8 protein-coding genes are annotated in these 14,598 nt (G+C 54.3%); 3 read left to right on the forward strand and 5 right to left on the reverse strand.

Going from position 1 to position 14,598, the window contains the following annotated elements; translation table 11 throughout:
• Positions 1-2: 2 nt before the first annotated feature.
• The 3 genes from HDF15_RS23935 to HDF15_RS23945 form a co-directional block, all read right to left on the reverse strand.
• The gene (locus HDF15_RS23935) at positions 3-1,544 is read right to left on the reverse strand and encodes a sulfatase (RefSeq protein ID WP_184260463.1); all 1,542 of its coding nucleotides are present in this window, start codon (positions 1,542-1,544) and stop codon (positions 3-5) included.
• A gap of 600 nt (positions 1,545-2,144) precedes the next feature.
• Positions 2,145-3,146, reverse strand: coding sequence for a terpene synthase family protein (locus HDF15_RS23940; protein ID WP_184260466.1), 1,002 nt, complete (start codon positions 3,144-3,146; stop codon positions 2,145-2,147).
• Between the two features lie 164 nt (positions 3,147-3,310).
• Positions 3,311-5,569 (reverse strand): winged helix-turn-helix domain-containing protein, encoded by a 2,259-nt coding sequence (locus HDF15_RS23945; protein WP_184260468.1) that lies wholly within the window; start codon positions 5,567-5,569, stop codon positions 3,311-3,313.
• Between the two features lie 431 nt (positions 5,570-6,000).
• On the opposite strand from HDF15_RS23945, the gene HDF15_RS23950 reads away from it, so the two are divergent.
• Complete coding sequence (locus HDF15_RS23950) at positions 6,001-6,813, forward strand: metallophosphoesterase (protein ID WP_184260471.1); 813 nt, start codon at positions 6,001-6,003, stop codon at positions 6,811-6,813.
• Between the two features lie 74 nt (positions 6,814-6,887).
• Complete coding sequence (locus HDF15_RS23955) at positions 6,888-10,136, forward strand: TonB-dependent receptor (RefSeq protein ID WP_184260474.1); 3,249 nt, start codon at positions 6,888-6,890, stop codon at positions 10,134-10,136.
• Positions 10,137-10,188: 52 nt separating this feature from the next.
• On the opposite strand, the gene HDF15_RS26080 is transcribed toward HDF15_RS23955, so the two are convergent.
• Positions 10,189-10,317, reverse strand: coding sequence for a hypothetical protein (locus HDF15_RS26080; RefSeq protein WP_260331315.1), 129 nt, complete (start codon positions 10,315-10,317; stop codon positions 10,189-10,191).
• A gap of 557 nt (positions 10,318-10,874) precedes the next feature.
• Positions 10,875-12,815 carry a hypothetical protein gene (locus tag HDF15_RS23960; RefSeq protein WP_184260476.1) on the reverse strand — a complete coding sequence of 647 codons (1,941 nt, stop codon included), beginning with the start codon at positions 12,813-12,815 and terminating at the stop codon, positions 10,875-10,877.
• A gap of 286 nt (positions 12,816-13,101) precedes the next feature.
• On the opposite strand from HDF15_RS23960, the gene HDF15_RS23965 reads away from it, so the two are divergent.
• Complete coding sequence (locus tag HDF15_RS23965; protein ID WP_184260479.1) at positions 13,102-14,052, forward strand: hypothetical protein; 951 nt, start codon at positions 13,102-13,104, stop codon at positions 14,050-14,052.
• Positions 14,053-14,598 lie beyond the last annotated feature (546 nt).

Genomic DNA, 14,598 nt, shown 5'->3' on the forward strand with positions numbered 1-14,598 from the left:
CGTTATGCCAGCCTGGTCCGATCCCTATAGGCAGCGGTTAGCTTTGAGAGTTCGTCACGTATGCCCGTATGGCCTGAATCTTCGGCCAGGTTATGCATCTCGAGTGGGTCGCTCTGTTCGTTGAAGAGCATGCTGCCGTTTTTGCCATCTGCGCCGAACTCCACGTAGCGCCAATGGTCCTGCCGCACAGCCACGCCGTGAATCGTCTTCCCGTCTTCACTCCATAGGCTGAAGGCAGGACGCTTCCATGTTGACTGGGGGCGATGCAGAAGCGGCGTGAGGCTGGCACCTTGCAGTCCAGACGAAGGACGTGAGAGCCCGCACAGTTCCACAAGCGTCGGATAGATATCGAGAGACTGCACCAGCCGCGTTGAGGTCTGCCCATTCCCGGCAGCCCTCGGATCATGAATAATCAGCGGAACGCGTGTTCCCATCTCGAATAGAGATCCAGCCTTGGACCACTTCCCTTTTTCGCCAAGCTGATAGCCATGATCGGCGACAAAAACGATGATGGTGTTATCACGAAGCCCAAGCGCATCGAGTTCGTGAATCACGCGGCCCAGGTTCCAGTCCACCCAGGAGATGGAAGCAAGATAGGCACGAATCACCTCTTTCGCCTCTGTGGTGCTGGCTCCGCGGCCAATGAAGAGGTCCGCATTGCGCGGGCGAATCGCTGCCTTGGGAAAACCTGACGGCACCGTCGGCCACGCCGCAAAGTCAGGCGTCAACTCCAACTTCGCAGGGTCGTACAGATCGAAGAACCGCTGCGGCGCGGTAGGAGGGCTGTGTGGTTTGGAGAAACCGCATCCGATGAAAAAGGGTTGATCTCGATACGTTCTCAGGTAGCCGATCGCGGTCTCCGCGACACGGTTCTCGGGATGCTCTCCGCCATCTCCATCCAGAATCAGAATCTCGTCCGAGTGAGCGGCTCTGGCATCTTGCGTCTTCGACACAGGGATTCCAGCAGGAGGCGGCGGAACAGACTGCGATGGAATGATCTCTCGATGCTGATGGTACTTTCCTTGCGTGTCCTCATCACTCTGCTCGGACGCAGCCTCAATCGCAGCGATGGACACATCGCTGCCCCCAACGGTCCAAGCCTTCGGATCGTCATACCCTCCATGAAAGATCTTTCCCGTACGGGCCGTGACATAGCCCTGCTCGCGAAAGAGTTGAGGCAGACTGGTCAGGTCCGGGCGAGTATCGCGGAAGTTCGTGCGATTGCCCAACACCTTCGTATCAAGCGGCACCTGTCCGGTGAGCAGCGAAGCGCGCGAGGGGTTGCACAGCGGAAACTGGCAGAAGTTGCGATCGAACCGCACACCCTGCTGGGCCAAAGCATCGAGGTTCGGAGTCTGCGCTCTGAAGTGACTTCCGTAACAGCCCAGTTCTACTCGCATGTCGTCCGACATGAAGAAGAGAACATTGGGCTTCTTTGTTTCGCGCGCAGAGGCTGAGGCTGTGAGAACTCCAGCGATGGCTGTGCCCGCAGCTTGCGCAATGAACTGACGTCTGGTCGTCCGCTTCTGTGATTGATTTGGCATTGTCCTCTGGCTCGTTGTCTTTGCTGTGCGTTGTGGGTGTTCCGCCTGGTCAGCGACAGTAGTCGCGACTGGAAACATCGGCAGGAAAGAGGGTTTTCGAGTGGATTGCGTTTGCAAAAAGCAGGAGCTGTGCGGAGCATCAGTAACGCTTTGGAGTGCCTTGAGGCAGAAGGGACGCAGAGACAACAAAGCCCACCAGGTGTGGGCGAGGTCCAGCGCTCAATTCAGGAAAGATTGATTCGGTTCAATCAAGCCGAGCACAGACGTTCACACCACAGAGTTGTTGCGAGGAGCAACAACAAAGCTTGCGAGCGATCTGGCGAAACGTCTTCATTGATATGAAACAAGTTCTCATATGACTTATCGCGCCGTCAAGTGAACTCGCCGAATCATGAGTGGCAGCGTGCAAACACTCTGCTGCGGCAGGAACCGGAAGGGCTTGGCTTCAGCCATGCCGCAAAATGCCGGACCAAAGGCCCGTACCGCTCTGCCGAAGGCCGAAGTGAAGGCGCAATGACTGAATTGCCTTCTTTGGTGGAGACAATTTAGTGGCCATCGGCACGAAGCTCCTGCATTGCTCCAGCCTATGCCTCAGAGCCTCTACGCCAGCAGCAATCCACGATCATCCGCATCCTGCTCGGCGAACGCCTCCGAATATCGCTGCGTATCAGATACGACCCACTCCTGATAACCCGACATCCAGTCCTTCATGCCTGCAATATACCCCCGCAACTCCGGGCTTGCGGACTTCTCCACCACTTCGGACAATCGCGAGAACTCCTGAATCTCGGAGCACACCCTCTTCGCCGTGTAGTCGATCCCCTCCTGCAACGAACGCCCCTGTCCCGCGTAGATCCCCACCATATTCCAATACTGTCCCGGCTGCCGAAGCTCGACGGCGAGACTCTGAATGTCATTGCTCCAGCAGACGACGTGATTGGCATGCCGGCGCAGTTGCTGCACATCGGGACGATAGTATTCCTCCGCCAGAAGCGGGCCGTCATTGGCGATGTCCGAAAGATCGAGGCAGGGGTTCATCCCACTGGTATGCCGCCGGATCGTCTCATAGTGTCCCACCTGAACCGATTGGGACTGGGTGTGATTCAGGATCTGCAACCCCGCCGTGCTCGCCCACATCCTCATGCCATTGGCGAACCGCTGAAAGTGCTCATGCGACAGCTGCTTCCTCAACCGCATGCAGATATCCAGCCAGGCCTCTTCCCCGTACACAGGACAAGCGCTCAGCCGATTGAAATCAAGGACGTCAATCATGGCCGTCAGATTGGGAATCGTAGAGGGACCGATCGTCTCCACCCGATCGACGAACAGGTCATCCGCCAGGAAGAACCAAATGAAATAATCTGCAATCGTCCGGAGCAGCTCACGGTTTGCTCGTGGATAGCAGCGAGCGGCAAGCCACGCATACTTGGTTCTACTCACGCGATCCAGATACTGCTTATTAGGAAGCAGCCCGTACTCGAGAGCCCACCCCTGCATCTCCTGTTCGACAAGATCAGCAAAGGGCGAGCACGCGGCAGCCCAGGGAAACTCAAAGTTCGGAACGCGTATCTGTTGGAGTTCGTTGACCAGTTCTGCAGACATGTTTACTCCGTGACCTCAATAGATAAAACGAAACCGGGTTGATGCTGCGATCCATGACCCTGCAGGTGCCGCGAGAGAACTCGCTGCGCTCATTATAGGAACCTGTATATAGGTTGAGGCACCCGATTGCCAAGACTGGGGGCATGGTTGATGATTACGACGAGTCAGTACCAATTCTCCGTGAGCATGATGTTACTCCGATCAACATCCCGCTCTGCGTACAAAATCCAGCGCTCATCCGAAGATACCGCGAGCCCTCGGTCATACTCGTTGACTCCAAACTGGGTCTGTCCCAGCTTTGTTTTGGAGCCTGTCTTGAGGTCCATGCGGAAGACATCAGCAAGCGCCGTACCTTCCATCTTCTTCTGAAGATAGTAGAGGTCTTCTCCAGTTACCATCCAGTATCCCCACATTCCGGAGCCTAACGGCCCGGCGACCGGCTGAGCCTCACCACCATTCAGAGGGGTCCGCCAGATTGTCGTCTTGTCTGTGTCCTGAACGTAGTAGAGGCTCTTCCCATCAGCAGATTCCATACCGTTATAACCGCCATGCTGCGTGATCTGTCGCTCTTCATCGCCGTTGACCTTCGTCCTCCATACTTCAAAGCGGCCTGTTCTGTTAGAGCTGAAATAGAGAGACTGTCCATCCCTGGACCAGTTCGGAATGAGATTGTCAGCTGCCTCGAATGCACCGGTTGTCACTCGTACAGGAGTCCCGCCTGAAGCGTTGACGACAAAAATCGCTGACCGTCCATGAAACCCGGAGTTGAAGGCCAATAACTTCCCGTCGGGAGACCAGCGCGGGGAGCTGGTGTTTGGGCCGAAGATATTTGTGAGGCGCTTGCATTGCGTCCCATCGTTTTTGCAGACCCAGATCTCTGAGGCCCCTGTGCGGTCGCTCTCAAAGGCGATCTCCGAACCGTCAGGGGAATAATCCGGCGCAGAGTCAATAAATCGAGACGCGATAAGCTGCTCCTGTTTGCCCTGACCGTCGGTGGACATGCGCCACAGACTGCCGTTCCGCAGCAGATCGATGTACGCCAGTCGATGTCCCTTCGGCGAGACAACGGGGTCTTCTGTATGGGCGGGAAGTGTGGAGAGAGCCACAGGGGGATCTCCATTGAGAGAGAGCTTCCAAAGATTGCCGACACTCAATGCGCGGGAAGAGGCAACAAGCAGGCTTTGCCCGTCAGCGCTCCACGTAAGCCCGTTGATCGAGTGAATGTTGAAGGGCAAGACTCGATCGGGGCCGCCGTGCGCCGGCATGATATGTATTTCAGCCGAAGAGGGACCCCGCGCCCTTACAAAAGCGATCCAGTCACCCTGCGGTGAAAAGACTGCATTGACATCGACGCTCAGCGCCGGAGGATAAGTCAGGGCTTGCTTTTCGCCGTTCCCGAGAGATACCAGCTCAAGATGAGAGCTTTCATCTGCATCCTCTTTTTCCGTAGTCACTAACCAACTACTATCTGGAGACCAGTTCAGAGTAGGCACGTCGTGGAAGGCAGACTTGAGGTTATTGATTAATGCGAGATGCCGGGCGGTGTGAGGCCTCTGCACCTTGGCAACCTCGATCTCCAACCATTTTGGGTCTTCGGTCGCGCGCAGGTACGCGATCTCCTCTCCTCTTGGGGACCATGCCGGAGAGAAGCTCTTTCCCCCATCGCTCAGCTTCTCCCGATCGTCGCTGTCGACGTTCTGGATGTAGATGGCCTGATCCTGCCCCGCATCGGAGTGCCACGAATAGGCAAGGCTATTGCCGTTGGGAGAGAACGTCGGCCAGGAGTATGCCCCAGGCACACTTGTCAGAGGCCGGCTGTCGGACGCCGCATGGACCAGCCCTGTCTGGTGATGCCTGACATACGAGACGCGCATCACAACGATGAGGAAGACGATCGCCGGCAGGACCGCGGCGAATATACCCCACGACGCCCGCGTGGTCGGACGTGAAACAGGTTTTTCATATAGCACCGGAACGAATGCTTCTGTCGCTGGGGTGTCCGGCTCTCTCGGAACTTCCTTCAGCGCTTTAACGTCTAGCGGGAGACCGCTGGAGGGCTCTGTCTTCGTGACCGGTATCGTGAAGCGATAGCCACGCCGCGGGACAGTCTCAATGAACTCGGAGTCTGGAGAGTCTCTGCTGAAAGTCTTTCGGAGAGCAGAGATGTGAACGCTTAGATTGCCTTCTTCGACAAAAGTGTCCGGCCATACAGCCTGCAATAACGTCTTCTTATCGATGAGTTGGCCCGCGTTCCGAACCAGAACATGAAGAATGTCAAAGGTCTTTGGCGGCAGCGGTATCGACGCATCACCGTGCCAAAGGCGACAGTCCTGCACGTCCAGGCGATAGTTTCCGAAGCTATATATCCTGCGATCTACCTGGATTAGCGAAACTACGCTCTCCTCTTGTTGTGAGACCGGCATGGCGCGATTTCTTTCACCCCTAAACAATAAGGACTCACGAGACCAATCTTAACTGGCGGCTATTACGGGGCCGTTACAGACATCCCACGCGCATGCCTGTACGCCCTGTTATCCGCTCTTAAGACTTTCATAAGAACTTCTAAAGAAGACCTACAGGATTCGAAACGCCCAAATACCTAGGGTAGGAGCTACGGAAAGCGAACCTATATCCCCTCAGAAGCCTGACACGGCCCGTGCAGCTCTGCCTGTATATAAGCTTCGCCCACCAGTTCACATGAGGCTGTGCAGGAATGTTAAGGAGATCGTTTCTCAAATCGTCGTTGGCCCTCCCTGTTTCAGGAATGTTACTCGGTCGCTCTTCGTTGGGGCTCTCTCAGGCCCTCCCTTCCCCTCTGGTCGCTCCTAAATCGCGCCCTAACGATTTTGATTTTGTGTTCTTCACGGACTGCCATCTCGAACCCGAACTTGCAGGGGTCGAGGGATGCGTCAAATGTTTCACACAGATCAATAAAGAAAGAGCGGACTTCTGTATCGCGGGCGGCGACCAGGTCTTCGATGTATGCGAGCAGGATCTTACCCGCGCACACCTGCTCTTCAACCTCTACCAACAGACGGAGAAGGACCACCTGAGCGGCAAGGTCTACTACACCGTCGGCAACCATGACGTGGTCGGCATTAATCAAAAGAGTCCTGTGGAACCGGGGGCCCACGAGTATGGGAAGAAGTTATATGAAGACTACTTCGGAAAGCGGTACTACTCCTTCGAGCATAAGGGTTGGCACTTCATCGTCCTCGATTCGATAGGCATCGAATATTACAAGATCTTCAAAGCCGAGTTCGATGAGGAGCAACTTGCCTGGTTGAAATCCGACCTGTCGTCCGTCGGCCCCTCAGTGCCCATCATCGTGGTCACACACGTCCCGATTGCGACCGTACTGGGCACACTCAGTACGCATTCTCATAACGGCCCCGGACCTATCGCTGCAAACTCCTATGCGGTTCACGAGCTCCTCGCCGGACACAACTTGAAGGCTATCCTCCAGGGACATCTGCACGTCTGGCAAAAGTCGGAATATCAGGGAGTCCAGTACCTCATTAGCGGTGCCGTATCAGGAGCCTGGTGGGAAGGGTCGATGGACGGCACTCCGGAGGGCTACACCCTCTGCCAGATCCGCGGAGACCAACTTCATCTTTCCTATGTGACCTACCCGTGGGTCGCTCGTGTCCAGCACGCCAAAAGCTGAGCCACTGAAACCAGGATTCCCTCGCGCAGAGCAGCTATCACGACACACAACACGATTGAAATGGAGCTACGACTATGTCTTGCGATCTCTTCGTTTGCATCTCACGCCTGACTCCCAACTTGAGCAAAGACCGCGGCTTTCGAAAGCAACTTATCCTCGCATTCGTGCTGTTGATTACGGGCCTCCTGGGCCTCAGTGAAACAGGGTATGCACAAAAAGGCCTGACAAGCCTGCGAGGCACGATCACCGATCCGTCCGGTGGAACCGTCTCAGGCGTATCGCTGACGCTCACCGATCTTGCCAGCCAGGCAAAACGGCAACTGACCACAAAAGACAACGGCGAATATGAGTACAGCGCGTTGAATCCGGGAAGATACCGGCTCGACGTCACCAAATCCGGATTTAAAAATGTTGCACTCGAAGGCCTTCTTCTTGAAGACGGCCGCGTGAGCGTGAAGGACGTGGTGCTCACTGTCGGAGGCGACACCTCGGAGATCACGGTAGAAAGCAAGCCCGATGTCATCACAACCGACACAGGAGTGATGGAGGTCGGCTTCGACAGCAACCGCATCAAGCTGACACCGACCAACGACCAAAACCCTGGTCCTGAGGCACTGCTGAGTTCGCTGCCCGGCATCACTGCCACCGGTTATTCAGTGCAGATCTCCGGACAGGGCGCGAACCAACTGGTGCTCAACTACGACGGCCTCCAGAACCGCGAAGGAAACCAAAACGTCAATATCAACTTCTATCAAGAGTTCACGGCTGTCACCAGCAACGCATCCGCGGAGTGGGCAAGTGCGGTCAATGAAAACTCCACCTCCAAACGCGGCGGCAATCAGTTCCATGGCGGCGCGGCCTACAGGATGTTCAACAATACGCTCAATGCGTCCGGATACTTTGCACCAACGAAGAACCACTCCCTGATGGACGAAGTAATAGGCGAGTTGGGAGGCCCCATCATTCGGGATAAGACCTTCTTCTACGTCGGCTTTATGAAGCAGCTGTACTACGTCGGCACCTTCAACCAGACAGAGGTGCCGACGCAGCAGATGCGTGGTGGAAACTTTGGCAACACCGTCATCACAGATCCGTCCACCGGCAAGCCATTCCCAAACAACATGATTCCAACAGGAAGAGTAAGCCCCGTCTCGCTTGCTCTGCAGAACGCGTACGTGCCTCTTCCCAACCAGAACTTCAGCGATCCCAGCCTGAACAACTACGGATGGACCCACCCCTTTCCTTCGGACATCTTTGAGGGAACATGGTGGTTTGCGCGCGTCGACCAGCAGATCACGTCACACAACAATTTGAGCTTCCGGTTCAGTTCGAAGTCGGCGCCGTATGTGCTGGCCAATAACCTTCCCGATTTCTTCCGGACGCGGCTGCGCTATAACAACCAGTACACCCTGGCCGATACGCATATCTTCTCGTCAAATCTCGTCAACGAATTCCAGATCGCCCGCAATTATCTGAAGCTGTTCGATGGCCAGACGGAAGGAGGCCAGACACCTCTTCGCGGAGCAGACGTTATCTCGCAGATCGGCCTTCAAGGGATCGACACGACAGGTACGCAGGGGATTTCAGGCTCGCCTGCGATGAATATCTCGGGGTATGCCGACCTGTCGACGCCGTCCGGCGGACTTGGCGACGACGAGCATGATCTGGTCATTCAGGATTCAGTGACCTGGACATTTGGAAGGCACGTCATCAAGTTCGGTGGGAACCTCATCAACTACAGAACCGGCCAGGGCGTTGTGCCTAACTTCGGCTCGTTCTCCTTCGATGGCTCCTTCACCGGAAATGGATACGCGGATTTTCTTCTGGGCCTGCCGAGAACCAGCGAGCGCTCAAATCCGATCTACAACGAAGCCTATGTATCGCACGAGGCCGGACTATTCGCACAGGATAGCTTCAAGCTGACGCCCAAGCTAACCTTGAACTATGGTCTTCGCTGGGACTACTACGGACTCCCGCATTACACGGACAATCTTGACTACAACTGGGACATCAACACCGGAGCAATCGTCGTCCCTGAATCTTCGCTTGGAAAGGTGAGCCAACCGCCGTTCTATCCGTCCAACATCCAGATCGTGGCCGGCCAGGTGACCGCAAACCCGAAGCTGACAAATCTGCGTCCACGTCTCTCTGCTGCCTATCGTCTCCGCGATGAGATGGTGCTGCGTGGCGGATATGCTGAGTTCACCGAGCGTTATGGCATCTCAGATCGAGTGAACAATGGTGGGCCGTTCGCAGTCGCACAGAACTATACAAACCTGAATGCAGCAACCCCGACGGGCGCGTTGTTCTCGTTCCCGAACCCGTTTCCCGCAAACCTGGCTTCAGCGCAGACACCGTCCCAGTCCGTCACGGGATATCCCCTCGACACCGACAACGGAACGATCCGCCAGTACAACGTCACTGTCGAGCAGAAGATGTTTCATGACCTTGGGTTTCGCCTCGCGTATATCGGCTCGCATGGAAACGGTTTGAGCTACCAGACGAACATCAATCTGCAGAGACCGAGCACGAATCCCTATACTCCGACCAACAATCCCTGGCCGCAGTACAACCAGATCAACTATTACTTCTCGAATGGATCGCAGAAATATAACTCCATGCAGGTCGAGGTACAGCGCCGTACCGGCTGGTTCCAGTTTGATGGCCACTACACCTGGGCAAGCAATCTCAACAATTTTTCCGACACGGAAAATCCCTACGACGTCCTGAGCCACTGGTCGAAGGACGCGACGACACGACGGCACGTCGGAGCGATCAACACTTACATCGATCTGCCGTTCGGACATGGCAAACGCTACATGAACCATGCGCCACGGTGGATGGAAGCAACCCTCGGAGGGTGGAACATCCAGACGATCAGCTACTTCGGATCGGGTCTCTACATGGGGCCGCAGTATAGCGGAGCTGATCCATCGAACACGGGTACATTCGGTGGCATTCCCGATCGCGTCCCTAATGTTGCCTTGTATCCAGCCCACAAGAGCGCAGCCCTCTGGTTCAATCCAGCGGCCTTTACGGCGCCGCAACCGGGCCATTTCGGCAATGCCGGGGTGGACTCGATCGAAGGACAAGGATTGCTGTCTTCCAACATCAGTCTAAGCAAGACGTTCCGTCTGACAGAACGAGTGCACTTCCTGCTAACGGGAGCCGCATCGGATGTATTCAACCGTTCGGGGTTCAATGACCTCGACACCAACATCAACGATACGACCGCGGGACAATACTACGACATCACTCCTGACTACGTGGGAGACCGCTCCGGTCGCAGAATGATCTCGATCAAAGGCCGGATTGAGTTCTAATCCCCATCGAATGGCTCAGTTTTCAGAACCAAAGCAAGAGTGAGTCTTTGACCTATTCAGCATCCAGATCGCGGCTAGCTGCGATCTGGATGCTGGACTTGCTTAATGTCCCCTCATTGGCATTTTGCGGGTATGCTGCTTCTTTGAACTCAATAGCATAGATCAAGAAAACTTGACGCATCGGGAACTGGCTCGTGAGTAAGACTGCGCGAAGCCCCTAGAGGCTGTCCGAACCCTTCCCTCGCCGACTGCACGCGATGCACCTCCGTTCCTGCGACAGTAGCAGTGAGCTGACATCAGACTGTGAAAGCGGAAAAGACCACAGTGTTCGTGCATCTCATACAGGGCGAGCTGCCACCTGGTAGCGATTTGGAGCTGAGCCGGTCGTCCTCTTGAGAGCGTTGCTAAATGCACTCTCCTACGTATCCGAGGGAACGAGCAAGCTTCGCCACGGTAACATCATCTTCCACTTAGCTCTTTCCGCAAGCCACATCCACCATGCCGTGAGATAGCTGCGCGGCGCTACTCCTGCAGCTGTCCTGAAATTGACTGCGAATGTCACATCCCACTGAGTTCTGCAGCTGCTGAATGCCGGATACCCCATACGGACAACACTCCGCTCACTAACATACGAGATGTGGGCACCATGCTGGAGCAAGGCGATATCGATGCGGCTGCCTGCTCGCTATAGCCATTTGTCGCCTGAACATCGACGGTCTGTCATGGATCGTATCGCCTCTAAAACCCGGTGATCTCCGCGACACCGGTCAAGAATTGAGCAGGACTACCGCTTAGGACATCTTTACGACCCGAATAATACACCTCCGTCTCGAAAGCCGAACGGGTCAGGCTGATATATCCAAGATTAGCCGCCGACGTATCTGACTGCTTCGCGGCTATGTGAAGTTGATCGAAACCTAGAACGATGGTGTGAAGCCCTTCGATACCTCTCGAACTGTGAAAGGTACAAAGACGAATTTCATCAGGCGAATAGGAAGCGCGACGATTCTCCTCGTCGGTGTAGTCGATGTAGTCGAAACCGGCGGACTGACATGCGTTGATTGCCATAGGGCGCCAAGTTAAGTCCGGCTTGCCATATGGAAGAAGGATCAAAATGTCTGACGGCGTACCGTCATTCGTCATCCGGAGTTGATCGATCTTCTTCTTTAGCGATGCCGTGATTTGCTGTACTATATCTCCAGACGTCCGTTGATCTATGTTCAACACGGAGGGCACTCCGCCATTTTCCCTCATCAGCTCAAAATCGAACTGATCTTGGTCGACCGTCTTACGATGCGCTCGATACCGCTTTTGTAAAGTCTGCGTCCAGATGCGTTGAGCTCTTTCGAGAGATGGGTAACTCTGGACAAACAGTTGCGCTAGAAGGAATGTCTCACTGGTGTTCCGGTACACACGTCGCTTTTCGCGCTGGTTCTCCGGTGGGATCACTGAGGGAAGCCCGTCGGTCAGATACTCACAAGATGAACTCCGATAGAGAAGCTGATTCTTGCCGTCAATCACGAAGAGTTTCGACGATCCACCTGTCAAGTAATCGATTAAAGCCCAAAAAGCATCCGCGATATCTTGGCCTTCGTCTACGATCACCAACTCCCACTCAGAGCGCAGGCGAGCGCCCCGGTCGAAATCGGCCTCGATAACTTTGCTGATCCTGCGGGCTTCATACTCTTCCCATGTTTCTCGCGTCTTGTCCCAACGATCTGGGCGTAGACCCAAGCGCCGTTCGCAATCACCCAGCAACTGAAATACATCGAAGGCTTCAAAACTAAATTGCAGAAAGGGCGCTCCCATTGATGTGAGGCGTCGGATATCCGTAGCCAGAACCTTGTTGTAACAAGTGAATAGTGTGGGAACTTTACGACGCAGGGCAAGCTGAAGACCGAGGAGTGTCTTTCCGGTTCCCGCATATCCCGAGCAAATGACGTGATGATCTTGATTGATCTGATCGAGGTGTCGCTCTTCCTCGTCTTCGATGCGCCGCAGACGCGCCATTTCCGTCGCAGTCAAAGTCTCAGCCGGAGTTAGTTTGAAGCGGATGAACGCATCCAGTGAGAGGGCTGTTTGTTCGTCATAGAGATCAGGCTTGTCTTTTCTTCTGTTCGGCGCGGCTTTGTAAAGCGGGTGCGCCTTTATGTATTCAAGGCGCTTCAAGAAAGTTCGTCCGTCGATGAGGTCTTCGGCAAAAATCATGCCGTCAGCCAGTTCTTCGGCCGCATGGCGAAACTGGAGCTCACACCCAAAACGTACGAGAAAACTTTCCCGGTATATCCGAAATAGCGCCGCTCCGGGCGCGATCCAAAGATCCTTCAGCATGTCTCGGTGAGTTGGGGTCGCTTGAATCTTGTTCTGCAAGCTTTCCGCAGCGTCGATCGCCTGTAGCCATGCGGTCTTCTTCGTCGAACTCTTCACGTTGTCTTGGAGGATGAGACCGTTGTCACCATTAATCTCCTTGATCGCACTCAGGTTGATGCTTTTCAGTTCGATGACGAAAAGTCCGAGACCCTCAGCCAAAAGAACCGCGTCAACATCTCTGGTGCCAAGGATTCGCGTGTACCAGACATGGACCCGAGTTGCTCCAAAGTCGAGATCACCGAGCAAGTCCGCGAAGGGTCGTTCCTGAATCTTTTCGGGCAGATTTCCATGAACTTTCGCTTTGGCCATTTTCAGACTCTACGTGAGTTTGGTGGCATGCACACAAGCGGAGCAAACGGCCATCAAAAGCCACCAAATGATTTTAGTCCCTCACAAAGGAGAGGCCAAAATCGCATAAGTCCTTTGTTGCAATGGTGCCGGGAGGGGGTCGAACCCCCACGAGGTTGCCCTCGGCGAATTTTGAGTCCTTCGTGCCTACACATAAGCCCATCTCCAGGAACAACTTACAGGCATTCGTTCAGATAGTGTGCAAGAAAATGTGTAAATTTTCACATTTTTTTGAGACCAGGCTACAGTGCGCTTCGCGACTCTCGACGACACGGTGTTGAATCAATGGTGCTCATACGCAAAATCCTGCTACGGAACCAAGACGCCCGCTGATCTCAAAATTGCATATCTCAGTGGTTCTGAGCCTGAGAACGACCTGATCGTCCTCCTAGACCTTGGCATCGACATAGCAAATGTATGGGCATTCGAACAAGAAGCTTCGTTGTACAAGGCCGCACTCGCGAAAGCACACGCCCTCCATCCCAGCCTTAAAGTCTATCCCGGAAAAATCGAGACCTTCGCTGCTTCCTCGAATATGCGGTTTGACATTATCTATTTAGATTTCACGGGAGCACTATTCAGCGCAGCGAGTAAACCGTTTAGGGCTTTGCACGGAATCCTCGAGAACCATGCTCTCTCGACGCTTGGTGTTCTTATCGTCAACACTGCGGAGCCTGAACAAACCCCGGACTCGGTCGACCTTCTGGCTAGATATTTTCAGAATCAGCTTTGGGTCGAAGCGACTGTCTATGGAGAGAAGAGGGCGGATGGTTCTCCGATTGAACATTATGTTGAAGGTCCCGACTCCTACGGATTTGAACTGCAGAAGTTGAAATCTCTCGTCGAAGAAAACTTTGGTGCAGCGTATTCAGCATTTGCTACGCAGTATCCTGCGCTCTACGCGAACTACATCCAACCAGCCCCTGGTGTGATGTCCGACACTGTCGCCAAAAAGAGGTTCTTCAATCCCGATCAAAAGGCCATGAATGCAGAAATTGATCGATTCTCCAATGCTGATGCTTTCCTCTTCATTTTTTTGGCGATCAAGCTTCAGCAGACATCGATACAGAGAAGGGGGACATCAAACTGGGCTCTGACCTGTTGTTATCCCCTTACGACTATCCCTTGCAGCATTTCTTGCTGGGACTATCGGAGAACAACGGAAAGGACGCGAGGTCGTTGCTCGGGTTTTTCATAGAAAAAGAGAACGGCATATCTCGCTCTCGAGCACTCTCGGCATTCGATGTTTTGCGTTCTATTCTTGAGGGGTACTGGGATGTGCTTTCACCTGAGCTCGCCACAACTCTTAAAGAAGTCTACAGAGCACTCCCCGATAGGAATGGTGGGCTGTTCTGCGATGTCCCGATGATCCATCTTTGGGCTGAGGCGGCACTGTACCAGCTGGGCTTCCCTTACCACGTTAACACTCGCCACCATTGGCGAGCGACCTACAAGGCAAAGGCCCGCCGCATGTACATTGATAGCTTCGTGCTCGATCAATGCAGGTCTTTCTACGATCGAATGCCCATGATCGAACTGCATGGAAAGATTCTTTCGAAATTTGATATGCAAGTCATGTCAAGAATTTGTATTGACGCGATCTGTAAGGCTAGAGGCGAGATGGTTCCTCAGTTGTATTCAGGGGGCAATCTAGGGCGTGTTCACACTATTGGCTAGACTTCTGTTAACCTGTTCGTACCGATGGAACTGACAGAGGCGCAGTATGAACGGATCAAGGAAGCGT

The sequence above is a fragment of the Granulicella mallensis genome (assembly GCF_014203225.1).
Lineage (GTDB): Bacteria > Acidobacteriota > Terriglobia > Terriglobales > Acidobacteriaceae > Granulicella > Granulicella mallensis_A.

Bases quoted from the DNA above. Each gene is read 5' to 3' on its own strand.
- HDF15_RS23935 (WP_184260463.1), bottom strand. From the start codon at position 1,544: ATGCCAAATCAATCACAGAAGCGGACGACCAGACGTCAGTTCATTGCG.
- HDF15_RS23940 (WP_184260466.1), bottom strand. From the start codon at position 3,146: ATGTCTGCAGAACTGGTCAACGAACTCCAACAGATACGCGTTCCGAAC.
- HDF15_RS23945 (WP_184260468.1), bottom strand. From the start codon at position 5,569: ATGCCGGTCTCACAACAAGAGGAGAGCGTAGTTTCGCTAATCCAGGTA.
- HDF15_RS23955 (WP_184260474.1), top strand. From the start codon at position 6,888: ATGTCTTGCGATCTCTTCGTTTGCATCTCACGCCTGACTCCCAACTTG.
- HDF15_RS26080 (WP_260331315.1), bottom strand. From the start codon at position 10,317: ATGCGTCAAGTTTTCTTGATCTATGCTATTGAGTTCAAAGAAGCAGCA.
- HDF15_RS23960 (WP_184260476.1), bottom strand. From the start codon at position 12,815: ATGGCCAAAGCGAAAGTTCATGGAAATCTGCCCGAAAAGATTCAGGAA.